The sequence below is a fragment of the Rhizobium sp. Root1220 genome (genome assembly GCF_001426265.1).
Lineage (GTDB): Bacteria > Pseudomonadota > Alphaproteobacteria > Rhizobiales > Rhizobiaceae > Rhizobium.
On sequence record NZ_LMDG01000023.1, the window covers coordinates 511,041 to 534,548 of the forward strand.

The window sequence follows — 23,508 nt, forward strand, 5'->3', positions numbered from 1 at the left end:
GTGTTGGGGATTGCAAGAATTTACATGATGGCCATCATGATTGTTGATTATTGATGATGGACGTCATATAAATTGTCAAGCAGCTATTTTGCGGAGAACCGAATGCGGGTTAGCAGAGAGAAATTCGCGGAAAACCGCGAGAAAATCCTGGATGTTGCCGGCGTGATGTTCCGGGAAAGCGGTTTCGATGGCGTTGGCGTTGCCGATATCATGAAGGCGGCGGGCCTGACGCATGGTGGTTTTTACGGCCACTTCCGGTCGAAGGACGATCTCGCGCTGGAGGTCAGCCGTGCGCTCATCGACAGGGTGGCGGTGCGCTGGAAAGCGGTTATCGCAAGCACCCCGGACCGGCCGCTGGACGCTTTGGTGGACCACTATATCTCCTGGCTGGCTGTCGACGACGCCGGATGCGTGTTTGCTACTCTGTCTCAGGAGGTCAGTCGCAGCCAAGGTGCCGTTCGCGATACATTCGACAACGGGCTCGCAACGCTTGTCGATATCCTCGCGGACATCGTGCCGGGCGAGGATAACGAGACGCGCCGCAGGAACGGCTTCACCACCCTGTCCTCGATGATGGGGGCGGTCATCCTTGCCCGTGCGGTCAGGGATCGGACGCTGGCCGGCCGGTTTCTCTCGACGATGCGGGAGCAGCTGGGACTGAAAAAGCCGCTTACGGACGGAAACAAATCAGGCCGTTGACGTCGACGGTTTCCGAGAACGTTCCGGTCGACGACAGCGCAACGAGTTCCCGGCGCAGCGTCTGTTCGAATTCGGCTACCCTGTCGCCGAGCGCCTGGGGCGAGGTCGCGGACATGGAGAAAACGCGGCCGACGATATCATCGATATCGAGGGAGCGTTCGACAACGATGCCGATCCGTTCGAGATTTCTGAAAGCCGACTTGAGCAGGATGTCTTCATGCGGGGTCCATTCCGGCCCCCGACGGCGCTCGCGCTCGGCATTGCGCTCCGGCGAGAAATGTTCGGCAAGCTTCCTCAGGGCCTCGTGCCAGTCCGGTGTCACGGAAACATGGCGGTCGCCGAAGAGTACGATGGAGCCGCCGGGCGCGGTAATCGCATCGAGGGCTGCAAGCGTCGCCGGACGATCCATCCAGTGGAAAGAGCGGCCCATGACGGTCATCGCCAGCGGAGCGAACTGCTGCCCAAGGTCGTAGGACGACCCCTGGACGAAACTGGCTCTAACGCCGGCCTCGGCCGCGTTGCTGCGGGCAGCCTCCAGCATCTCCGGCTCAGGGTCCATGGCAGTGACGCTTGCCTTCGCCAGACGTGCGAAAGCAATGCCGAGCTGGCCCGGGCCGCAGCCGAGATCAAGGAGGCGATCACTGGGAACAAGCCCGGCTCTTTCGGAAACACGTTCGATCAGGGCATCCGGATAGGGAACACGGTAGTGGGCGTAATAGGCCGCAGTCGAGCGGAAGCGGCGGGCTTCGAACGGAATGGGGGTCATCTGACAATATCCTGACCGGAACGCTTATCGCCAAGCGGCAGGCGTTCCGATCCTTGGTGCGTGTTACTTGAACCCTTCGATCCGATGCGGAACATAGGGTTCCTCCAGAGCTGCAACGTCTTCGGGTGTGAGCTTGACGGACAGCGCGCCAACGGCATCGACCAAATGGTTTGTCTTGGAGGCGCCAATGATCGGAGCGGTAACCGCGCTTTTCTGCAGGATCCAGGCGGTAGCGATCTGGGCGCGGGAAACGCCATGCTTGCTCGCCAGCTTGCCGACGGTACCGATGATCGCCTTGTCGGCGTCCTCGGCCTGCTTATACAGCGTCTTGCCGAACTCGTCGGTTTCGCTGCGCGCCGTTTTTTCGTCCCAGTCGCGTGTCAGCCGACCGCGCGCGAGGGGGCTCCAGGGAATCACCGCGATCTTCTGGTCCTGGCACAGCGGGAGCATTTCGCGCTCCTCCTCGCGATAGAGCAGGTTGAGGTGATCCTGCATGCTGACGAAGGGCGTCCAGCCGTTGGCGCGGGAGGTGTAGAGCATCTTCGCGAACTGCCACGCATGCATCGAGGAAGCGCCGATATAGCGAGCCTTGCCTGCCTTTACGACATCGTGAAGGGCTTCCAGCGTTTCTTCGATCGGCGTCGTGTGGTCGAAGCGGTGAATTTGGTAGAGGTCGACGTAGTCGGTGCCGAGGCGTCGAAGGCTGTGGTCGATCTCGTCGAAGATGGCTTTGCGCGAAAGGCCACCGCCGTTCGGGCCGGGGCGCATGCGGTTGAAAACCTTGGTGGCGAGCACGATGTCTTCGCGCCTGGCGAAGTCTTTCACGGCACGGCCGACAATTTCCTCCGACGAGCCGTTGGAATAGGTGTTGGCGGTGTCGAGGAAGTTGATCCCAAGGTCGAGCGCCTGCTTGATCAGGGCCCGGCTTTGTTCCTCGCCGAGCGTCCAGCTGTGGTTGCCGCGATCGGGGTCCCCGAACGTCATGCAGCCGAGGCAGATCCTTGACACCTCCAGCCCGGTACCACCAAATTTGACGTAGTCCATGAGAATTGCTCCGTGACGAATAGCCTACCCGCGCGCACCCCTGATCTAGGGCGGCGATGGCGAAAATGTCAGGCCCGCGGTCGAAGAATGATATGACAGATCAGCGCAGGCTCCATCGGCGGTGCGCTTGCGTGTGCGCGGCACAAGGTGTTAGCTGCCGCAGCATAATTGGACTTTGCCGATGAAACTGCCGCCACGCGATCACTATGACGAGCTATATCGCGATTTTGCCTGGAGTATTCCGGAAGATTTCAACATCGGCCGTGCCGTCAGCGATGACTGGGCCTCGCGAGAACCGGAGCGTGTCTGCCTCGAACACTTCAGTCCGGACGGCGATCACCTTTCGTTGACTTACCGCGAGCTTGCCGAACGCTCGTCCTCGCTTGCCAATTCACTTGTCTCGTTGGGCCTCAAGCGGGGCGATCGCATCGCATTGCTCCTGCCGCAATCGTTCGAAACCGTTATTGCACATGTGGCGATCTACAAGATGGGCGCCATCGCCGTGCCGCTGGCATTGCTTTTCGGGGTCGAAGCACTCGAATACCGCCTGAAGACGGCAGGAGTGTCGGCGATCATTACCAACAGCTTCGGGCTTCAGCGACTGCGCCAGATTCGCGAGCGACTGCCGGAACTGGCGTCGGTCATCAGCGTCGACGGCGACAGCGACGCACTGTCCTTCTTGGCGTTGATGGATGCCCATCCGCCCGTCTTCGACATTGCCGCAACGGGGCCAGACGAACCGGCCCTGATGATCTTCACGTCTGGTACCACCGGGCCGCCGAAAGGTGCGTTGCACGGGCATCGGGTGCTCGCCGGCCACATTCCGGGCATGCAATTCGCCCACGAGGGCTTCCCGCAGGCAGGCGACAAAGTCTGGACGCCATCGGATTGGGCATGGGCGGGAGGCTTGCTGAACGCGCTCTTGCCAAGCCTTCTGCTCGGTGTTCCGGTTGTCTCGTCACCCGCGCAGAAGTTCGACGCCGACATGGCTTATCGTATCATGGCGGAGATGAAGGTCCGCAACGGCTTTATTCCGCCAACGGCGCTGCGGCTGCTGCAATCCGTGTCCGATCCGCGTTCGAAATACGATCTCGTGCTTCGGACAATCGGGGCTGCCGGAGAGTCGCTCGGCGCGGAGACTTACGAGTGGGTCAAGCGAACACTCGGCATAACGGTAAACGAATTCTACGGTCAGACGGAATGCAATTTCGTCCTGTCGTCGTGCGCTGCCATCGGCATCAGCCGTGCCGGCGCCATAGGCCGGCCGGTGCCCGGGCACCGCGTTGCGATCGTCAGCGAAACGGGCGAGGAACTGCCGGCCGGACAGGCCGGGCAGATCGCCGTGAAGCAGCCGGATCCGGTCATGTTTCTTGGCTACTGGAACGATGCCGCGGCAACTGAAAGGAAGTTCGCCAATGACTGGCTTCTGACTGGCGATATCGGTCGGCAGGATCAGGATGGCTATGTAACGTTCTTCGGGCGCGACGACGACGTCATCACGTCGGCCGGATACCGCATCGGCCCCGCGGAGATCGAGGACTGCCTGATCGGCCATCCGGCGGTGCAGCTTGCGGCCGTGGTCGGGAAAGCCGATCCGGTGCGCACCGAAATAGTCAAGGCCTATGTCGTTCTTGCTCCGGGTTTCGAGCCGAGCGAGCGGCTTGCAATCGAGATTAGCGACTGGGTGAAGATGCGGCTTTCGATGCACGAGTATCCGCGCGAAGTGGAGTTCATCGATGAATTGCCGCTGACGACCACCGGCAAGGTGATCCGCCGGATGCTGAGGGACAGGGCAAACGTCGACGCCTAGCCACGGCCGGCAAGCGACATGATCTTCTGGCGCAGCATTTTCGCAACGTTGCGGGTGCTGCTGTACATATGGAGTTGCGCCGCCACTTGGCGCACGTCGCGGTCGCCGTTTTGCGTCAGGCCAATCACCAGCGTCCCCATGTCCTCCCGTTCCCGCCAGAAGCGATTCATGATCGGGTGGTTGGGTGCTGCGCATGAGTCCGAGCGAACGATGTTGGCATCGTCGAGATGCCACTCGGTCAGTTCGCCCATCAGCAGCTTTCCGGGTGAAAAACGCGCGTACGCCTCGTCATAGGCGGTCTTCCATGTATATGCCTCGCCGCCCATCATCAGCACCACGGTTGCCGCAATCGCCTTGCCGTCGAAGTCGATCGTATGAACGCGAACGGCGTCGACGGCTGCAAGGTTGGAGATGGCTTCGCGGGCAAAGGCAGTGTGGTATCTGTCGGTCACCAACGCACTGCGCTTCTTGCCCTTCCAGCCACCGGCCTCCAGCGCCAGAAACTCCTCGAAGCGGGCGTGAACATCGCGCGCCTGGCGGGCTACACCGTAGACGACCGTGCCCTGCTCTTCGAGCAAGCGCCATTGCCGGCGCATCTCGCGCATGTGGGAGGAAGAAATGGCGTGGCGAAGGTAGGCCATAGCGTCCTCATCGCTCTGCAGCATCGCGCGCTGGTACGGGTTGGCAATTGTGATTGGCAGGTTGCGGCTGATCGCGACGGCCTTGGCCATGCGCGCGAAGATGCCGTTCAGCCTGATGTCGGGCAGGACAAGCATCGGCGGCAGTCGCAGATCCTGATGGGTCAATCCCTCGTAGAGATTATCGAGCGTTTCGGCCGCATCTTCCGCATCGATGAGGGGCGTGCCGAGCGGCGCGAAGCTGTTCGACCAGACGCGAACGATTGAGGGGCCGACCGCGAAGCCGGGCCTCTCGATGGAGAAAGGCATCAGGAAGCGCATCCGGCTGCGTGTGTCACTTTCGTCGCGCACCAGTGCAAAATTCACCTGCCGGTCATCGAGCCGCGGCATGGCAGGCGCCAGAAAACGTGCCGTAAAGAAGACATTCGGCTCCATCGCACGATTGGAGAGAAAGTCGAGTTCGTCCTGCAATTCATAGCCGAGCTTGCCGGAGTAGAGGCACAGCTCGCGCCCTGGCCGGCCGATTTCCACGCGTGCGTCTGCCTGCGGCGTGTCGAAATCCAGCGCCGCCAGCTCGTGAACCATGCGGTTCGCCGTCGCGTCGGTGGTTTCGTTGGCGGGGGGAGTTCGCACCATTCGTTCAGGCCTTCATGTCTGTTTTGGCCGCGGCCGGCTTAGCGAACGCGAAGAGGGTGATACCCAGCGCGCCGCGGACTGCGAGATGCAGCAGGATCGCTTCGACACCCATGGCCGACGCGGTCGCTATTGCCGCGCCCTCGATGCCGAGGTTCGGGATGAGAAGCACGTTGAACGTGATGCTTGCCGTCAGCGCCACGGCATATAGCAGGACGCATATGTTCTGCTTGCCTGCCATCATCAGCAGCGTTTCGGCAGGCCCGACCAAGGCTTTCGCGAGAATCCCGGCAAGCAGGATGACCATCAGCATGTAGCCGGCCGTGAATGCGTCGCCAAAGAGGGAGAGCAGCAGGTTGCCGGCAGCGAGCACGGCAAGGCCAATTCCTAGCGCCGGCCAGAATGTCCATTTGGCGGCGTCAATTGCGGCCGCTTCAAGTTGCTCTCGGGTGCCCTCGGCGATGATGCTGGAAAAGCGCGGGCCGGAGGCCGCCTTGACGGAGAAATTGATGAAGTGGACCAGGGCCATTGTTTTGGCGGCAGCGAAATAGATGGCCACTTCGTGTGGATCGAGAAAGATACCAACGATGACGACATCCGAGTTGGTCAGAAGAAAGCTGACGCCTTCGATCACGAAGATCGGGAAGGCGACGCCGAGCCAGGCCAGGAAATCCACCTTGGACGCCCCCGCATGGTAGTGCCGGCGTAGCCGCAGGAGCGTGGCGATGTACTGACCGACGGCTGTAACGTAAGTGGCGGCCAACGCCGCCTTCATCGCCGATACGGCGGTGTGTTCGGCGCCCAGACGGATTGCCACCAGCATGAAGGCGATGATGAGGATCGGGCGGACGATGTAAACCGGACTAAGCGCCATCACCGGCCAGTGGTTGGCCCGCGAGGTTCCCTCCAGCACGTCGCCGAGTGCGATCATTGGCAGGGCAAACAAGCCGAGAAATATGGGGACGAGGTAGTAGCTCTCGATCCTGCCGCCAAATAGATGCAATCCGATCAAACCCAACACGAGAACGACCGTGCCGGACAGGAGTGCAAACAGGCGGGCGGTACCGGTCAGGCCGCGAATCTCGTCATAGGCGCCGGATGCCCTGTAGTGCGGCAGGAATCGCACGATGGCGGTGTGGAAGCCGAGGCAGGAGAGATCGCCGAAAACCACGATCAGCACCCAGACGAATACGAAAATGCCGTATTCGTATTCGCCCATCAGCCTGGCAAGAGCGATCTGCGACAGAAAGGCGAGGGCGGCGCTGACGATGCGGATGGCGAAGGCGGTCAGAGCCATGCGCCGAGCGACGGCCTTTTCGCCGCTTTCCGTCAGGATGGTAGCCAGAGTGCGCAGCACGCGACCGCCCGCCGGGCGCAAGCCCGCAGGCAGCAACTTTTCAGCCGTCTCAATGACTGCCATCATAAACACGCAAAACTCTCAGGCAAATCGTCCGTCGAGTAGTGGCAGAACAGCGTTAAGAAACGGTTGTGGCGATGCCGTTTCACTTAACGTTTGGCGTCAGCGGCCAGCACGCGCCATAGCGTGGTCGATCAACCGGTCGAGAATCTCCGGGTAGCTGATGCCGCTTACGGCCATCGCCTTGGCATACATGCTGATATCCGTGAATCCCGGGATGGTGTTGACCTCGTTGACGACGAACGCCATGTCGGCGGTCAGGAAGAAGTCGACGCGCGCCATGCCGTCGCAGCCGAGTGCCTTGAAAGCAAGAGCGGCAGCCTGCCTGATCCGGCCTTCGACGTCCTTCGGCAACTGAGCCGGAACGATCAGAGCTGCACCGTTCTCATCGATGTATTTTGCTTCGTAGCTGTAGAAGCCATGATGCTCGGATGGCGCAATCTCGCCGGGCAGCGATACGAATATTTCGCCATCGGCATGCTCGAGCACACTGCATTCGATTTCCCGCCCGCGAATGAATTGCTCGGCGAGCAGCTTTCGATCGTACTTGAAGCCTTCCGCCAATGCGGCGTCAAAGCTTTCCTTGTCGGTGACCTTGTTGACGCCGACGGAGGAACCCTGGCGAGACGGCTTGACGAACAGCGGAAGGCCAAGCTGGTCGACGACTTCGCCGAAAGGCGCCGGTGCGGCGTGGTGAATACAGACGGAATTCGCCACAGGCAGTCCTGCCTGCTCCAACAGACGCTTGGCGACATCCTTGTCGATGGCCGCCGCAGAGCCGAGGATGCCGCATCCCGCATAGGGTACGCGGGCGACCTCTGCCAAACCCTGGATCGAACCATCTTCGCCATGCATGCCGTGCAGGACCGGAAACAGAACGTCGATCGGCGGCAACTCGAAGGCAGTCGCGTTGTCGGGGACTGCGAACAGCCGTCCATGTCCGCCCGGCAGCAGGCAGAGTTGTGGCGCGGCTTCTGCTGTCGACGCAAGCGACAGATCGACGTTCGGCTCGACCATCCTCCACTGTCCAGCTTTCGTGACGAAAATCGGGAAGACGTCGTATCTATCCGGATCGAGTGCCTTCACTACGTTGGTGGCCGACAGCACCGAGACGTCATGCTCAGAAGAGCGCCCGCCAAACAAAACCGCCACCCGCCGCCGATATACCGCCGTTTGATTGGTGTTGGCACTCAGATTTGCTTTCGGCGCGACGGCTGTCATGAGGGGGCCTCTCAAAGAGTTCGAGCTCGTGGCTCTGTCCGCAAGTTTGGGAAACAAAACGACGCTTTTGCGGCTGAATCTTGTGTGCACTATGAAATCAAGAGTTGCAGGCATGTTTCCACACCAGACAAAAAACCGGAATTAAGTAGCAAATGCCACCAATGTACGCTTCCGGCCCGGTCATTCCCGAACCCAACGATAAAGGCCAGGAACCGCCACCTGCTATTACATATCAGCGTTGCATAATAGGTCGTATGCGTTTGCCTAAAATAGGATCATAAGGCGCGTAGCTTATGCACATGAGGGTCTTTATTATGGATTGGGTTCCTGTCGTCTTCGTTACGTTCAAGGTTCTCGCGTTAGGCACAGCCATGTTCTTCGCCATCAAATGGCACTATGATCAAGGTGAGAAGGCCGAGACGCGGGCGGTGCTACGCACGGGCGGCACGATGGCCGCAGTCTTCGTGCTAGCGCTTCTAGTCGTGGGACTCGTCACCTTCGTCCTCAGCCGGATGCTCGGTTTGGACTTGAGCTTCCCATGATGGCTGATTCATGATTCCGCAAAAAACCCCCGCGACATCTCTGTCGCGAGGGCCTTTTTAAGCGATCAATTCAACCTGACAAAGCTTCAAACCTGCTCGAAGGCACCGTGGCAATGCTTGTATTTCTTGCCGGAGCCGCAGGGGCAGACCTCGTTTCGGCCGACCTTGCCCCAGGTCGCAGGGTCATCAGGATTGCGGTTTTCAGGGGTGACGATGACTTCCGATGCCTGGTAGATCGGCGCAAAATCGTCTTCGCCGGTATCCGGGTCGAGGTGGTGGGCCTGCATCATAGGCGGTTCCGGCTCGGCAGGTGCCTGCTGGACGAGTTCGACACGCATCAGCTGCGCGGTGACCGCCTCGCGGAGGTTGTTTAGCAGCGACGTGAAGAGCTCGAACGCTTCCGATTTGTATTCCTGCAGCGGATCGCGCTGGGCGTAGCCACGGAAACCGATGACGGAACGCAGGTGGTCGAGGTTGACGATGTGCTCGCGCCACAAGGCATCGAGCGTCTGCATGACGATCGAGCGCTCGACATAGTGCATGATATCGGGACCGAACCGCTCGGCCTTTTCGGTGAAGGTTGCGTTAGCAGCCGCTGTCAGGCGTTCGCGAATATCGTCTTCACCGATACCTTCTTCCTTGACCCAGTCCTCGATCGGCAGATCGAGGTTGAGAAGCGCCGCTGCCTGTTCCTTCAGGCCGACGGCATTCCACTGTTCGGCGTAGGCCCGCTCCGGAATGTGCTTCTCGACGAGGTCTTCGATGACCTCGCGGCGCATGTCGGACACCGTCTCGGAGATGCTGGGCGATTCCATCAGTTCGAGGCGCTGTTCGAAGATCACCTTGCGCTGATCGTTCAGAACATCGTCGTACTTGAGCAGGTTCTTGCGGATATCGAAGTTGCGGGCCTCGACCTTCTTCTGCGCGCGCTCCAGAGCCTTGTTGATCCAGGGATGAACGATGGCCTCGCCATCCTTCAGACCCAGCTTCTGCAGCATGCTGTCCATGCGGTCGGAACCGAAGATGCGCATCAGGTCGTCCTGAAGCGACAGGTAGAACTTCGAGCGGCCCGGGTCGCCCTGACGGCCTGAACGACCGCGCAGCTGGTTGTCGATACGGCGGCTCTCGTGTCGCTCGGTCGCGATGACGTACAGACCGCCGGCGTCGATTGCCTTCTGCTTGAGTACCTTGATCTCTTCCACGATCGCCGCGATCCGGGCGTCACGCTCCGGGCCTGGCTCGATATCGCCGAGTTCACGTTCCACGCGCATGTCGAGGTTGCCGCCGAGCTGGATGTCGGTACCGCGGCCTGCCATGTTGGTCGCGATGGTGACCGAGCCGGGCACGCCTGCCTGGGCGACGATATAGGCTTCCTGCTCGTGATAACGGGCGTTCAGCACCTGAAAGTCTTTGAAGCCCTGCTTGCGCATCATCTCGGCGAGCAGTTCGGACTTCTCGATCGAGGTCGTGCCGACAAGCACCGGCTGCGCGCGCTTCTGGGCGTCGGCGATTTCGGCGATGATCGCCTTGTACTTCTCTTCGAAGGTCCGGTAGACCTCGTCGTCCTCGTCGATACGCTGGATCGGCAGGTTGGTCGGCACTTCGATGACATCGAGGCCGTAAATATTGCCGAACTCTTCCGCTTCGGTCTGCGCCGTGCCGGTCATGCCGCCGAGCTTGCCGTACATGCGGAAGTAGTTCTGGAAGGTGATCTGCGCCAGCGTCTGGTTTTCAGGCTGGATTTTCACCCGTTCCTTGGCTTCGAGCGCCTGGTGCTGGCCTTCCGAATAACGGCGGCCCGGCATCATGCGGCCGGTGAATTCGTCGATGATGACGATTTCGTCGTTGCGGACGATGTAGTCCTTGTCGCGCTGGAACAGCTTGTGGGCCTTTAGCGCGTTGTTGACGTGGTGAACGATCGCAACGTTCTCGATGTCGTAGAGCGCGTTGCCCTTGAGCAGGCCGGCCTCACGCAGCAGGTTCTCCAGCTTCTCCGTGCCCTCTTCGGAGAAGTTGGCCGAGCGCTGCTTTTCATCGATCTCGTAGTCCGCTTCGGTGAGAAGCGGGATGTAGGCATCGATAGTGTTGTAAAGATCCGAGCGGTCGTCAAGCGGACCGGAGATGATCAGCGGCGTGCGCGCTTCGTCGACGAGGATCGAGTCCACTTCGTCGACGATCGCGAAGTTATGGCCGCGCTGGACCATCTGGTTCTTCTCGTACTTCATATTATCGCGCAGGTAATCGAAGCCGAGCTCATTGTTGGTCGCGTAAGTGACGTCGCAAGCGTATGCGGCGGCTCGCTCCTCGTCGGACAACCCATGGACGATAACGCCCGTTGTCAGGCCGAGGAAGCTGTAGACGCGGCCCATCGTGGCGGCGTCGCGCTGTGCCAGATAGTCGTTGACGGTCACGACATGCACGCCCTTGCCGGACAGCGCATTGAGATAGACCGGCAGCGTTGCGACGAGCGTCTTGCCTTCGCCGGTCTTCATTTCCGCGATCGCGTTCGAATGCAGGATCATGCCGCCGACGAGCTGTACGTCAAAAGGTCGCATGCCGAGAACACGTCGGGAGGCTTCGCGAGCGACGGCAAAAGCGGGGACCAGTAGATCGTCCAGCGTCTTGCCTTCGGCCAGAAGCTTGCGAAACTCCACCGTTTGGGCAGCGAGCTGCTCGTCCGAGAGCGCCCTGGTCTTCTCCTCTATCGCATTGATCGAGGCGACGTTCGGCGTGAAGGACCGCACGCGGCGGTCGTTGGCAGAGCCAAATATTTTGCGGGCAAAACCGCCAAAGCTGACCATATGACTGGTCCTTTCTCAATATACTTCCCCGGCTTTTCTTATCCGCGGCCCGGCCGAAATTCAGGCGCACGTCTCGAAACGCCAGGAACTGTTCTGGACGCGAGGTTGCGAGACAGATAAGAGGGGGGTCGAATGATGTCAACGGATTTGGCTGATATAGAAAGGCCACATTCCAGTGTTGATGGCTGTTTGAGGCTGGATTCACAAAGTTGAAGCCGCTGGTTTAACTGTGAAGGGTTATTTGATGTTGAACTACAACAAAATCGCCGTGTTGGCGCTCGCAACGTTTGTTGCGTTCCAGGCGCCGGTCCGTGCGGAAGACAAGCCGGATGCGGTCGTGGCCAAGGTGGGCGACGTCGAGATTCATCAGTCGGAGCTGGATCTGGCAATTGCCAATCTTGATCCGCAGCTTGCGCAGCTGCCTGAAGAACAGAAGAAGGTCGCCGCCCTTTCGGCTGCAATCGATGTGAAGCTGCTGGCAACGGATGCAACTGCCGAGAAGCTCGATCAGTCTGCCGAGTTCAAGAAGCGCATGCAGTATCTCGCCGATCGCGAGCTGCACAACGCCTACTTCAAGGAGCATGTCGTCGACACCGTCACCGATGAAGAAGTCAAGGCACGCTACGAAAAGGAAGTTGCCGCCCTGCCGAAGCAGGAAGAAGTGCACGCCCGCCACATCCTGGTGAAAACCGAGGCCGAAGCCCAGGACATCATCAAGCAGCTCGACGCCGGCAAGGATTTCGCGGAGCTCGCCAAGGAAAAGTCGACCGACCCTAACAAGACCGACGGCGGCGATCTCGGCTATTTCACCAAGGGCCGCATGGTCAAGGAATTCGAAGACGCTGCCTTCGCGCTCGAAAAGGGCACCTACACCAAGACCCCTGTAAAGACCGATTTCGGCTATCACGTCATCCTCGTCGAAGATAAGCGCGATGCCGCTCCTCCGGCCTACGACCAGGTCAAGGATCAGGTTCGCCAGCTCGTCATGCGCGACAAGTATCTTGCCCTTCTCGCTGCCGCGAAGGAAAAGTCCAAGGTCGAGATCACTGACGCAACCCTTCGCAAGAGCTATGATGACGCCAACAAGCAGCCGCAGCCGGGCGATGCGCCGGCGGCAGTGCAGCCGCAGCAGTAATCGTCATTCCGGGCCCGGTTTTTTCCGGGCCCCTCACTATCTTCCGTAGTCGCATATCCTGCCGGCGAACGATTCCACGCCGGCTGGAAATGCCCATAGCCAGGTCTATCGTCATGTCCGGTTCCGTTTCCCCGCTCGCACCGAAATCTTTTGCAATCGTGCCGGCGCTGCGCGGCGTGCGAATGGCGACCGCTTCCGCCGGGATCAAGTACAAGAACCGCACCGATGTCCTGATGATGGTGTTCGACAAGCCGGCTGCCGTCGCGGGTGTGTTCACCCGCTCGAAGTGCCCGTCCGCGCCTGTCGATTTCTGCCGCGTCAACCTGCCGCACGGCGTGGCGCGGGCAGTTGTTGTCAATTCCGGCAATGCCAACGCGTTTACGGGCGTCAAGGGCCGCGAAGCCACCGAACTGACGGCGAAGTCTGCCGCCGCGGCTGTCGGTTGCGACGAGAACGAGGTCTATCTCGCCTCCACCGGCGTCATCGGCGAGCCGCTCGATGCCACGAAGTTCGCTGGCGTTCTGGATACGCTCTGCGCCGATGCGACGGGCGACTTCTGGTTCGAGGCCGCCAAGGCGATCATGACCACCGATACCTACCCCAAGGTTTCGACCCGCAGTGCCGAAATCGGTGGCGTTCAAGTCAGGATCAACGGCATTGCCAAGGGTGCCGGCATGATCGCTCCCGATATGGCCACCATGCTGTCCTTCGTCGTCACCGATGCCGATATCGCGCCGTCGGCACTTCAATCGTTGCTTTCCGCCGGCGTCGATCCCACCTTCAACTCGATGACCGTGGATAGCGATACCTCCACGTCCGATACATTGATGCTCTTTGCGACCGCGGCTGCCGCTGAAGACGGCCAGGCTCGCGTCGAGAGTGCCGACGACCCCCGCCTTGCTTCGTTCCGGGCCGCCCTCAACGATCTGCTGAAGGATCTCGCGCTGCAAGTCGTGCGCGACGGCGAGGGTGCCACCAAGATGCTCGAGATCACCGTGACCGGTGCCGAGAACGATGCTGCTGCCAAGAAGATCGCATTGTCGATCGCCAACTCACCTCTGGTCAAGACCGCCGCAGCGGGCGAGGACGCCAATTGGGGACGCATCGTCATGGCCGTCGGCAAGTCGGGCGAGATGGCCGATCGCGATCGGCTGGCCATCTGGTTTGGCGACGTACGCGTAGCCGTCAACGGTGAGCGTGACGCCGGCTATTCCGAAGCGGCTGCCTCCGACGTCATGAAACGGCAGGATATCCCGGTCAAGGTCGAGATCGGCCTTGGCAATGGCAAGGCAACAGTCTGGACGTGCGACCTCACGAAAGAGTATGTCGCCATCAACGGCGACTATCGGAGCTGATCGTTCATTGACCGAAGCACTACTCAAAACGACAAATCTGCCGCTGGTGCGCAGGCTCGAAGCAGTCGGTTTCCGTGCCTGGCCGGCTTCGTCCGTGCAGTATGACGGCAGCTGGCAGGTTCGCTTGACGGCCGGCCATCCGTCGAACCGCCTCAACTCCATCGTACCGCTCGATCCCTCGGATCATCGCGATGTCGAGATCAGGCTGGCAAAGGCAAGCCGCAAGTTCGAGGCCTATGGCCGCCCGGCTGTTTTGCGGCAGACACCACTGGCATCGCCGGTCCTGATCAATATCATCCAGTCGCAGGGCTGGGAGCGGTTCGATGAAACGATCGTCATGACCTGCGACCTGGCGCATGCCGACTTGCCGGACACGCTGGATCACCTGCCGACGCATGACATAGGGCGCTTTGTCGATGCCAATCTGGCCACCGATCAGGTCACCGCGAAGCTGAAGCCCGCACTCGCCGAGATCATCAACGCGATCAAGCCACCGTCCGGCCTGTTCATGATCGAGGACCCGCAAACCGGCCCGCTTGCCACGGTTCTCTGCGTCCAGGACAATGACCTGGCCGGCATCATGTCGCTTTCGGTCGCGAAGTCGCGCCGGCGCGAGGGGCTTGGCCTGGAAATCCTGACCTCCGCCTTGCGCTGGGCGCGGATGCGTAGTGCTCGTTCCGCCTGGTTGCAGGTCAAGGCCGAAAATGCTGCAGCGCTGGCGCTCTATGAGCGTCTCGGCTTTCGCGAGGCGTACCGCTATCGCTATTGGCGCCAGGGCCAGCCGTGATGAGCGACTCCGGCAGAAAGATCCTTCTCGTCGCTGCGTGTGCGTTGATCGATTCCGATGGTCGTATTCTTCTAGCGCAGCGACCGGAGGGCAAGTCGCTTGCCGGCCTCTGGGAATTTCCTGGCGGCAAGGTCGAGCCTGGCGAGACGCCGGAGGAATCGCTGGTACGCGAACTCTACGAAGAGCTCGGCATCACCACCAAAATCGCCTGTCTCGCGCCGCTGAGTTTTGCCAGCCATACCTACGAGAAATTTCATCTGCTGATGCCGCTATATGTTTGCCGGCGCTATGAGGGAATTCCGCACGGAAAGGAAGGCCAGGCGCTGAAATGGGTAAAGCCGCAGGCGCTGCGAGACTATCCCATGCCACCCGCCGATGAGCCGCTTATCCCGGTCCTGCAGGACTTACTTTAGAAACCTCTCATTATTATCCATCGCATTGCGATTTTGGGTGTGGATATTAATCGATCGTTTAACACCTTCTGCCAAATATCGGCCTCAATCAAGCAACTGGCGTGTGTGTAGAAGGCTTGACGCATGGACGACGATTTCTGGAAAGCTGTCAGGGAAAAGGAACAGACTTCGGCTGCCTCGAGCAGGACCGGAGTGCTGAATATTGCGCTGCTGTTCGGGACGGCCGTCGTGGCGCTGACATTGATCCTGACGCCGATGCTGGCCGATAAGTCGAGATCCAGCGTCTTTGCAAGCGCCCCATCGGAATTCGACACGATGACAACGGGCTCCATTCCGAAAGCCGAGAACGGCAAGCGCTATACAATCCGCCGCAGCGTCCTTCAGGAAACGCCGGGTTCTGTCTGCGTGGTTCAGGGATACGGAAACGGGCTCGGCTGCTGAGGACTGCCCCGCTCAAGTCAAGGCGGCAACTGGCGGGCAAGATCGACGAACCATTAGAGCTGATCGCATCCCAGCTATTGTTTCAGCTTGTGTTCTTCGACCCTGAGCGCGTCGGCGAGCCTGACCTTCGCTGACCCCGGACGCAGAGGCTTCTGCTGGCTCTCGTGCGGCGCCCAACCCGAGACATAGATGATCGAAAAAGTTGCCCTGATCCTGCCATCCGGATCTGAATAGCGCTCGGCGTAGATCTCCGCCGCACGCACGAAGAAGGCGCGCGTCAGTGGCTTTAGGCTACGCGCGGCGAGCGGATTGGCCATGCCCATTGCTCGCAGATCCCTCATCAGGGGGAAGATCGAATCATAGCGCACCGTGTAGGTCTCGGCGTCGATCACCGGCAGCGCGAAACCGGCGCGCTGCAGCAGGCCACCGACATCGCGAACGTCGGCGAAGGGGATGACGCGCGGGCTTGCGCCGCCGGTCATTTCAATCTCGGTGGCGAGCAGCACTTCGCGCAGTTCCTGCAGCGTGCCGGACCCCGGGATCGCGGCGAGAAACAGCCCGTCGGGCCTCAGCGCGCGGCGAATCTGGATGAACACACCCGGTGTGTCGTTCGTCAGATGAAGGCTGAGCGGAGCCAGGATAAGATTTGCCGACTGCGGCTCCAGGGGGACGTCCTCGAGAGGGGCCTGGATGAAGGTCTCGCCGGCTCCGACAAAACCGCGCTCGCTCTCGACCCTGGTCAGCTGGCCAACCTTTCCGGTCGCGAGCGCCGCACGCGCGGCAGCGCCGGTTGCGCCGTGCAATTCCACGCCGTGGTCGAAGCTTCGCTCGACGACGGCGAGGCGTTCGCCCAACTCGTCGGCGGCAATATCCAGCAGAAACGCGGCTTTCGGGTCGTTGCCGCGAAGCGCGCGGTGCCGGTTTGCTGCGATCCGGGCCTGGTCGAAAATCAAATCCATGCCCGAGTCCATAGTCCCGCAAGTCCGGTGCCGCAAGACGATTTTCCAACGGCGAGAAACGCGCTACACTTTCGCCATGGGGTTGCAAGGATGGAAGACTTTGGCGAGGGTGGACAGGGCGCTCCTGATGCGTCCCTTGATGCGTCTAGTCGATTTTGTCTATCCGCCTGGGTGTGTTGTCTGTGGTATCGCAACGGGTCGACATCGCGGCCTTTGCCCGAAATGCTGGGCTGGCGTGCGCTTCATCGAGCGGCCATATTGCGAGGTACTCGGGGTTCCTTTCTCCCACGATCTTGGGCCGGGCATCCTCAGCGCCGAAGCCATCGCCAACCCGCCTCCCTTCGATCGGCTGCGATCTGCGGCGTTTCATGACGAAGCGATCCGTAACCTTGTTCACGGGCTGAAGTATCGCGACAGGACAGATCTTGCACCGATGATGGCCGAATGGATGTTGCGGGCCGGCGATGGGGTCGTCGAAGAATGCGACGCGATACTGCCGGTGCCGCTCCATCGCACCCGATTGGTCTCGCGGAAGTTCAACCAGGCCGCGGAACTTGGGCGTCACCTTGCGCGGCAATCCGGCAAGCCGCTTCTGCCCGCAACGCTGGTGCGCATCAAGCGGACCCGCCAGCAGGTCGGCCTCGGCGCGAAGGCTCGCGAAGACAATGTTCGCGGAGCCTTCGCCGTTGCCAAGGGACGCGAGAACGAAGTGACCGGAAAGCGGCTCATCCTCGTCGATGATGTGTATACGACCGGTGCAACAGTCGCCGCCGCGACGCGGGCACTGCGCAAGGCAGGAGCGGCAGACATCACGGTTTTGACCTTTGCAAGGGCACTTTCAGAAACTATATGACCAGAGATAACGAATTTGTCTGGAGCCCTTTATGGTACCCGTCACGATTTATACCCGCCAGGCCTGCGGCTACTGTTCCCGCGCCAAGTCCCTGCTTTCCGAAAAAGGCGTGGCGTTTGTCGAGCACGATGCGACCTTCGCTCCGGAACTACGCCAGGAAATGATTGGCAAATCCAGCGGCCGCACCACGTTTCCGCAGATATTCATCGGCGAGCAGCATGTCGGCGGATGTGATGACCTCTTTGCTTTGGATCGTGCCGGCAAGCTCGATCCGCTGCTTGCCGCCTGAGGAAATGCCATGACCTTTACCGCTGCCGCCGTTCAGATGTGCTCTGGCGTCGATCCCGAAAGGAACGCTGCCGCCATGGTACGCCTCGTTCGCGAGGCGGCGGCAAAGGGCGCGACCTATGTTCAGACGCCCGAGATGACCGGCATGCTTCAACGTGACCGCGCGGCCGCCAAGCCGCTTTTGCGCAATGAAGCGGATGACGTCATCGTTCGTACCGGGTCCGAACTCGCGAGAGAGCTTGGCATCCACATGCATGTTGGCTCCACAGCCATTGCGCTGGACGACGGCAAGCTTGCCAATCGCGGCTACCTTTTCGGCCCAGGCGGTGAAATTCTCAATCGGTACGACAAGATTCACATGTTCGATGTCGATCTTGCCAACGGCGAAAGCTGGCGCGAAAGCGCTGCTTACCAGGCGGGATCGGAGGCTCGCGTGCTATCGCTTCCTTTCGCCGAAATGGGCTTCACCATTTGCTACGATGTTCGCTTTCCGGCGCTGTTTCGGGCGCAGGCGATCGCCGGCGCGCAGGTCATGACGGTTCCTGCTGCCTTCACGCGACAGACCGGAGAGGCGCATTGGGAAATTCTGCTTCGGGCACGCGCTATTGAAAATGGCGTCTTCGTCATTGCCGCGGCGCAGGCCGGGGTGCATGAAGACGGGCGTGAAACCTTCGGCCATTCGATGATCATCGACCCGTGGGGCAAAGTCCTTGCATCCGCTGGGCCCACGGGCGAGGCGGTGATCGTCGCCGAAATCGATCCCGCTGCGGTGAAGGCCGCGCATGACAAGATTCCGAACCTGAAAAATGGTCGAGAGTTTTCCATCGAGAGGGTTGACGGGGCAGTCGCCGGGGGCGTTGCCGCTTGATCCGCTATTCGCTGCGTTGTGAGAATGCCCACGAGTTCGAAGGTTGGTTTTCCGAAAGTGCGGATTTCGATCGCCAGGTGGCGTCGGGTTTTCTCACCTGTCCGACCTGCCACTCGGCTTCCATTTCCAAGCTCCTGATGGCGCCATCAGTCTCGACAGCACGCAAGAAGAGCGAGATGCAGACGGTTGCGATGGATGCGATGCGCCGCGAGGCCTTCCAGAAGATGAAGGAGGCTGTCGCATCCATCAAAGCCAATTCCGAGGATGTCGGCACGAAATTTCCGGAAGAGGCGCGCAAGATCCATTACGGGGAGGCGGATGCCCGCGGCATCATAGGTCAGGCGACGTTCGACGAGGCAGAGGCATTGCTGGAGGAGGGCATCGAGATTGCCGCGCTCCCGACCTTCCCTGACGAGGCCAACTAGGCCTTCTACGCGATCTACCGGGAGGCCTTTTTGAAATGGCGCCGGACTGCGTTCGTCGTAGTAGGGCGCTGAGGGGGGATTCTTATTGCTCGCGCTTGGCCAGCAGCATGTAGTTCACGTCCATGTCCTTCGACAGGTTCCATCGATCCGATAGCGGATTGAAGAACACGCCGGTTCGATCGATCACGGTCAGGCCGTCGGCCGCCACCGGCTTTTCGATTTCCTCGGGGCGAACGAGTTTCTCGTACTGATGCGTTCCGCGCGGCAACCAGCGCAGGATGTTTTCGGCCGCAAAGATCGCCAGTGCTGCCGCCTTCATGGTGCGGTTGATGGTGGCCACGAACATCAGCCCGCCCGGCCGGACCATTCTGGCGCACGTGGTCATGAAGAATTCGACGTCCGCGACATGCTCGACGACTTCCATGTTGAGCACGATGTCGAACGTTTCTCCGGCTTCCGCAAGCTGCTCTGCGGTGACGGCCCGATAGTCCACGGACACGCCTGACGCTTTGGCGTGGGTGGAAGCGATGCCGATGTTCTTTTCGGACGGATCTGCACCGACGACCGAAGCGCCCATGCGGGCGACTGGTTCGGAGAGCAGCCCACCGCCGCAACCGATGTCGAGAACACGCAGGCCCTCCAGCGGCCTGGCGCTGCGGACGTCCCGCCCGAAATTCTCGGCGGCCTTGTCGCGGATATAGGCGAGCCGCACCGGGTTGAACTTGTGCAGCGGCTTGAACTTGCCAGTTGGGCTCCACCATTCCGCTGCCATGGCGGAGAAACGGTCCACTTCGCTCTGGTCGATCGTGCTTTTTGCCGCTTCCGTCATCGTCTGCTCCTCGCGTTCGTGTTGAGTGAAGTCGGATGAACGCGCCGGGATGTCAAGGGGTCTGACCTGAGCCAGCTATCGCCGCTGTACATCAAGTGGATAAGCAGACGTTAATAATAATAATATGCTAATATACTCATGCGTGTTGTGTGGGGGTCGTCATGTTGCGCTCGAGTGGTGTCGTCGCCGCGGGTCTGATTATTGCGTTGTTCGATCCGGTTCCGGCTTTGTCCGCGGAGCCTGTCGGCCAGGCAACGCTTATCCGGACAGAGGTTACTGGCGAGGCTGGTGTCCTGGCCACCCGATCTCCTGTGCACCGCGATGAGCGCATCCGAACGTCGAGGTCGGGGCTCGGTCAGTTCCTTTTCAAGGATGGCACGAAGCTCGCCGTGGGGGCGGGCTCGTCCGTGGTCATCGACAAGTTTGTCTATGACGATACCGCCTCCGTAAAGAGGCTTTCGATCAAGGCCGCGAAAGGGACTTTCCGCTGGATCAGCGGCAAATCGGCGTCATCGGCCTATTCGATCGTTACGCCTGCCGGAACGATCGGCGTCCGAGGCACGGCCTTCGACTTTTATGTTGGGGAGAACGGCACCACGGCGATCGTCCTGCTGAACGGCGCGGCGGAATTCTGCGGCCCGGGTGGGTGCAGGCAGTTGCGGCAACAGTGCGACTGCGTCATCGCGACGCGTGGCGGCAGGATGACCGACCCGAGCGAGGTTGACCGCAGCACACTGCAAACACTCGGAAATCCGAGGGCGCTTCCATTCCTCTCCGGCCACCAGCAGCTTTCGGGTGCGCTGGGCGGCATCCGCACCACCTGCGGCCTGGCATCCCTGCGTGACGACAATCGGCAAGATCGCCCCCGGCAGCAACAGCAGCAGCGGTCGGAGCCGCCTGCGCCTCAAGCCCCGACACCCCAGGCGCCGACACCCCAAGCGCCGGCACCGCCAGCGCCTGAGCAGCCGCGTGAAACGCCAGAGGTTCCGGACAAGCCGGACAAGCCGGATAGGCCTGACAAACCCGACAAGCCTCACCATGGCCATCATGGTCACGGCGGCTACGAATACAACGGTCACGGGAGGGATAACCACGGCTGGAACAGGGGTTATAATCGTCGCGACGGTGGTTACCAGGGAAACAGGCACACGAGCAGCGATTAGCCCGAGTGCGACACGGTCCCCGAGCTAACCCGCCTGCGCGCTGTCTCGTTCGGTGCTGGGCAGGTCGCGGAAATGGTCCGCCCGACGCGAGATGCGGGCATAGAATTGCTGGAGAGTGGCGGTAAGTGCCGATGCCGTCAGTTTCGCGCTGACAAGTATCTTTCGGCTGTCAGTTGAGCGCGAGCCCAGCGCTGCGACAAGCTTGGTGTGGATATGGAGCATGTCTGCGAACTCCTTCGATCGGCGCACCTGCTTGTCTCCGACGACGGCATAAAGTCGAGCTCTGCTGCTCTTTCCTTTGAGACCCATCGCGCCGGCGTCGAGGATGGCAAAATGCGGCAATTCACCGGCTGTCTCCTCTGAAACAAGGATGTCGAAAGCCACTTCCTTGCAGGCGGATTCAATGCGGGCGGCAACATTGACGGCGTCGCCGACGGCGGAATAGTTGAAGCGTGTTTCCGCGCCCATGTTGCCGACGCAGGCAAGGCCGGTGTGAATGCCGATGCCGATGCCGACCTGATAGTCCTTCCCGAAGCCGAAAGCATCCTCGGCGTTGAGGCGCGCCAGTGTTTCGCGCATGGCCAGGGCGGCGTGCACCGCCTTGGCAGGATGGTTCGCGACATCGACCGGCGCGTTCCAGAAGGCCATGATCGAGTCGCCGATGAACTTGTCGAGTGTGCCTTCGTGGGCGGTGACATGGCGGCTCAACGCGTCGAGCAGCGTGTTGAGAAACCGGACGACTTCGCCAGGCTGCAGCCGCTCGCTGAGTTCCGTGAAGCCGCGCACGTCGACGAACATCACCGTCAGTTCGCGGTCGTCGCCGCCAAGGCGCAATGCATTGCGCGTGTGCTCTATCCGGTAGAGCAGCGAAGGTGACAGATACTGGCCGAAGGCCCGGCGGACCTCGCGGCGCTCGCGATCGATGACGAGGATGCGGAACGATGTCGCGGCAAAATGGATGATCGATCCAGCAATGATCGGGGCCAGCGGATCGAAAAGCAGGCCCCATGTGGAGAAAGCGAACCACGAGGCCACCAGCGCGAGCGCGGTGATGAACAGGCCACAGGCGAGGGCGACAGCCGGGCTGACGAAGGTGGTGAGCACGACCAGGACCGTGCCCAACACCGCGATCGACAGAATTTCCATGCCGTCGGCCCAATCAGGCCGCGACAGGAAATGGCCGGTGAGGATCTGCTCGACCGTCTGCGCATGCATCGAAACGCCCGGAACGTTCTGGCCAAGAGCCGTCGTGCGGATATCCTGCAGGCCGGCCGAAGATGTGCCGACGAAGACGATGCTGCCCTGGATCGCGGCTTCGACATCGGGCGAAACTCCATCGGGTGCCAGGATCTTGGCGGCGGAGATGTAACGAGCGACGACGTCCGGACTGGTGTAGAGCCACAACTCGCCGCTGGCCGTAACCGGCACGACGAAATCGCCGATCTTGACCGACGTCATCGTGTCCTTGGTCTCGGGAGCTCCGGCAATCAGATAGGTCGAAGCACCTTGGGCGACCCGCAGGGCCTCGATCGCAAGGTTCGGATAAAGCTGTTCGCCATCTGTCAGGAAAAGAGGAATCCTGCGGATCACGGCGGAGGAGTTCCCCGGATTGAGGCTGATGTGCCCGAGCCCGGCAGCGTTGATCTGCAATTGCGGGCGAATCGGTGTCGCGGCATTGAGGCGCGGCGGCGCGTTCAGCGGGCTTTCGCCGGTGAAGGCAAAGCCGGCGCCGATCGGCGGCCGGTAATTGCCTTCGGTGGACAGGCCGAAGCCGAGTACAACGGCGTGTCCTGCGATCGCCGCGGCGAACGTCTCGTCGTTGTCGGGCAACTGGCGAAGCAACGAGGGATCAACGCCGACATCGCGCATGATGGAACGCGGCGACAGGCGGTCCGCCTCCGCAAAGAGGACATCGAAGGCGATCGCCGCGGCGCCCATACCCGACAGCCTCTGGACCATCAGGGCCAGCCGGTCGCGCGGCCAGGGCCATTGGCCGAATTCCTTGAGCGAGGCTTCGTCGATGTCGATCACCCGGACAGGCGTCGTCTCGAAGGTTCGTGGCGTGATACGCTGGTACTCGTCGAAAGTGACGTCGCGGAGCTGGCGCAGGAGCGGCGGATCGCTCGCCCGCAGCAACGTGAAAGCTGCGACGATGGCTAGGCCGATAACAACGCCGATTTGCTGCGCACGCGTCATGATGCGATTTGGCCCTTACGCATGAAGGCCCGATGAGGCGTCTGTTGCGAAGTGACGGTCCCAGGCGCGCCTACGCTGCCTGTTTCCGGTACGCGATGCAACTCCGCTTTTCGACGGCTGCAGCAACACCAAGCGACGCCATAGCGCGCGTTTGGCGCTGTCGCTTCATTCTCGCGAATAGTGAAGCGAGTGTTTGGAACACATCCGCAGCCGAATCCAGGTGTA

General features: G+C 60.9%; 22 protein-coding genes. 13 read left to right on the forward strand and 9 right to left on the reverse strand.

All coding sequences use genetic code 11. The features are described from left to right. Positions 1–102 precede the first annotated feature (102 nt). Positions 103–699, forward strand: a complete 597-nt coding sequence (locus ASC90_RS16825; protein WP_056542548.1) for a TetR/AcrR family transcriptional regulator — start codon at positions 103–105, stop codon at positions 697–699. Here ASC90_RS16825 and ASC90_RS16830 read toward each other — a convergent pair. Both ASC90_RS16830 and ASC90_RS16835 read right to left on the reverse strand, forming a co-directional pair. Further along, positions 671–1,465: a class I SAM-dependent methyltransferase gene (locus tag ASC90_RS16830; RefSeq protein WP_056542549.1), complete on the reverse strand. Its 795-nt coding sequence runs from the start codon at positions 1,463–1,465 to the stop codon at positions 671–673. The genes ASC90_RS16825 and ASC90_RS16830 overlap by 29 nt on opposite strands. Positions 1,466–1,528: 63 nt before the next feature. Next, positions 1,529–2,509, reverse strand: coding sequence for an aldo/keto reductase (locus ASC90_RS16835; RefSeq protein ID WP_056542552.1), 981 nt, complete (start codon positions 2,507–2,509; stop codon positions 1,529–1,531). Positions 2,510–2,690: 181 nt separating this feature from the next. Here ASC90_RS16835 and ASC90_RS16840 point away from each other — a divergent pair, with 181 nt between their 5' ends. Beyond that, complete coding sequence (locus ASC90_RS16840) at positions 2,691–4,319, forward strand: AMP-binding protein (RefSeq protein ID WP_056542554.1); 1,629 nt, start codon at positions 2,691–2,693, stop codon at positions 4,317–4,319. Here ASC90_RS16840 and ASC90_RS16845 read toward each other — a convergent pair. The 3 genes from ASC90_RS16845 to ASC90_RS16855 all read right to left on the reverse strand — a co-directional run bounded on the left by ASC90_RS16845 (position 4,316) and on the right by ASC90_RS16855 (position 8,228). Then, a complete protein-coding gene (locus ASC90_RS16845) occupies positions 4,316–5,593 on the reverse strand; it encodes a GNAT family N-acetyltransferase (protein WP_056542555.1) in 1,278 nt (425 codons plus the stop codon). The genes ASC90_RS16840 and ASC90_RS16845 overlap by 4 nt on opposite strands. Positions 5,594–5,597: 4 nt before the next feature. After that, positions 5,598–7,010, reverse strand: coding sequence for an oligosaccharide flippase family protein (locus ASC90_RS16850; RefSeq protein ID WP_056542696.1), 1,413 nt, complete (start codon positions 7,008–7,010; stop codon positions 5,598–5,600). Positions 7,011–7,109: 99 nt separating this feature from the next. Further along, complete coding sequence (locus ASC90_RS16855; protein WP_056542556.1) at positions 7,110–8,228, reverse strand: D-alanine--D-alanine ligase family protein; 1,119 nt, start codon at positions 8,226–8,228, stop codon at positions 7,110–7,112. Positions 8,229–8,542: 314 nt separating this feature from the next. On the opposite strand from ASC90_RS16855, the gene ASC90_RS16860 reads away from it, so the two are divergent. Then, positions 8,543–8,770 carry a hypothetical protein gene (locus ASC90_RS16860; RefSeq protein WP_056542698.1) on the forward strand — a complete coding sequence of 76 codons (228 nt, stop codon included), beginning with the start codon at positions 8,543–8,545 and terminating at the stop codon, positions 8,768–8,770. An 86-nt stretch (positions 8,771–8,856) separates the two neighbouring features. On the opposite strand, the gene secA is transcribed toward ASC90_RS16860, so the two are convergent. Continuing rightward, positions 8,857–11,571 carry a preprotein translocase subunit SecA gene (gene secA, locus ASC90_RS16865; protein ID WP_056542557.1) on the reverse strand — a complete coding sequence of 905 codons (2,715 nt, stop codon included), beginning with the start codon at positions 11,569–11,571 and terminating at the stop codon, positions 8,857–8,859. A 244-nt stretch (positions 11,572–11,815) separates the two neighbouring features. Here secA and ASC90_RS16870 point away from each other — a divergent pair, with 244 nt between their 5' ends. The 5 genes from ASC90_RS16870 to ASC90_RS16890 all read left to right on the forward strand — a co-directional run bounded on the left by ASC90_RS16870 (position 11,816) and on the right by ASC90_RS16890 (position 15,702). Next, positions 11,816–12,706 (forward strand): peptidylprolyl isomerase, encoded by an 891-nt coding sequence (locus ASC90_RS16870; protein ID WP_056542559.1) that lies wholly within the window; start codon positions 11,816–11,818, stop codon positions 12,704–12,706. 113 nt (positions 12,707–12,819) lie between these two features. Continuing rightward, positions 12,820–14,061 carry a bifunctional glutamate N-acetyltransferase/amino-acid acetyltransferase ArgJ gene (argJ, locus tag ASC90_RS16875; RefSeq protein WP_056542561.1) on the forward strand — a complete coding sequence of 414 codons (1,242 nt, stop codon included), beginning with the start codon at positions 12,820–12,822 and terminating at the stop codon, positions 14,059–14,061. Then, entirely contained in the window at positions 14,030–14,848 is an 819-nt protein-coding gene (locus ASC90_RS16880; protein ID WP_056542562.1) for a GNAT family N-acetyltransferase, read from the forward strand. The genes argJ and ASC90_RS16880 overlap by 32 nt, the downstream gene beginning before the upstream one ends. Then, on the forward strand, positions 14,848–15,261 hold the full coding sequence (gene mutT / locus ASC90_RS16885) for an 8-oxo-dGTP diphosphatase MutT (RefSeq protein WP_056542565.1): 414 nt from the start codon (positions 14,848–14,850) through the stop codon (positions 15,259–15,261). The genes ASC90_RS16880 and mutT overlap by 1 nt, the downstream gene beginning before the upstream one ends. 123 nt (positions 15,262–15,384) lie before the next feature. Next, a complete protein-coding gene (locus tag ASC90_RS16890) occupies positions 15,385–15,702 on the forward strand; it encodes a hypothetical protein (RefSeq protein WP_056542567.1) in 318 nt (105 codons plus the stop codon). Between the two features lie 74 nt (positions 15,703–15,776). On the opposite strand, the gene ASC90_RS16895 is transcribed toward ASC90_RS16890, so the two are convergent. Continuing rightward, positions 15,777–16,661, reverse strand: coding sequence for a methyltransferase domain-containing protein (locus tag ASC90_RS16895; RefSeq protein WP_056542700.1), 885 nt, complete (start codon positions 16,659–16,661; stop codon positions 15,777–15,779). 76 nt (positions 16,662–16,737) lie between these two features. Between ASC90_RS16895 and ASC90_RS16900 the strand changes: the two genes are divergently transcribed. The 4 genes from ASC90_RS16900 to ASC90_RS16915 are packed head-to-tail and all read left to right on the forward strand — an operon-like array spanning position 16,738 to position 19,095. After that, positions 16,738–17,514: a ComF family protein gene (locus ASC90_RS16900; protein WP_056542569.1), complete on the forward strand. Its 777-nt coding sequence runs from the start codon at positions 16,738–16,740 to the stop codon at positions 17,512–17,514. A gap of 31 nt (positions 17,515–17,545) precedes the next feature. After that, complete coding sequence (gene grxC, locus ASC90_RS16905; protein ID WP_056542571.1) at positions 17,546–17,803, forward strand: glutaredoxin 3; 258 nt, start codon at positions 17,546–17,548, stop codon at positions 17,801–17,803. Positions 17,804–17,812: 9 nt separating this feature from the next. Beyond that, positions 17,813–18,670 (forward strand): carbon-nitrogen hydrolase family protein, encoded by an 858-nt coding sequence (locus ASC90_RS16910; RefSeq protein ID WP_056542573.1) that lies wholly within the window; start codon positions 17,813–17,815, stop codon positions 18,668–18,670. Further along, positions 18,667–19,095, forward strand: coding sequence for a DUF1178 family protein (locus ASC90_RS16915; protein ID WP_056542574.1), 429 nt, complete (start codon positions 18,667–18,669; stop codon positions 19,093–19,095). The genes ASC90_RS16910 and ASC90_RS16915 overlap by 4 nt, the downstream gene beginning before the upstream one ends. A gap of 82 nt (positions 19,096–19,177) precedes the next feature. On the opposite strand, the gene ubiG is transcribed toward ASC90_RS16915, so the two are convergent. Further along, positions 19,178–19,924 carry a bifunctional 2-polyprenyl-6-hydroxyphenol methylase/3-demethylubiquinol 3-O-methyltransferase UbiG gene (gene ubiG / locus ASC90_RS16920; RefSeq protein ID WP_056542576.1) on the reverse strand — a complete coding sequence of 249 codons (747 nt, stop codon included), beginning with the start codon at positions 19,922–19,924 and terminating at the stop codon, positions 19,178–19,180. A gap of 161 nt (positions 19,925–20,085) precedes the next feature. Between ubiG and ASC90_RS16925 the strand changes: the two genes are divergently transcribed. Then, positions 20,086–21,087: a FecR domain-containing protein gene (locus tag ASC90_RS16925; protein WP_056542578.1), complete on the forward strand. Its 1,002-nt coding sequence runs from the start codon at positions 20,086–20,088 to the stop codon at positions 21,085–21,087. Positions 21,088–21,111: 24 nt separating this feature from the next. Here the strand turns inward: ASC90_RS16925 and ASC90_RS16930 are convergent, their stop codons facing one another. Then, complete coding sequence (locus tag ASC90_RS16930) at positions 21,112–23,283, reverse strand: adenylate/guanylate cyclase domain-containing protein (protein WP_056542580.1); 2,172 nt, start codon at positions 23,281–23,283, stop codon at positions 21,112–21,114. Positions 23,284–23,508: the final 225 nt, after the last annotated feature.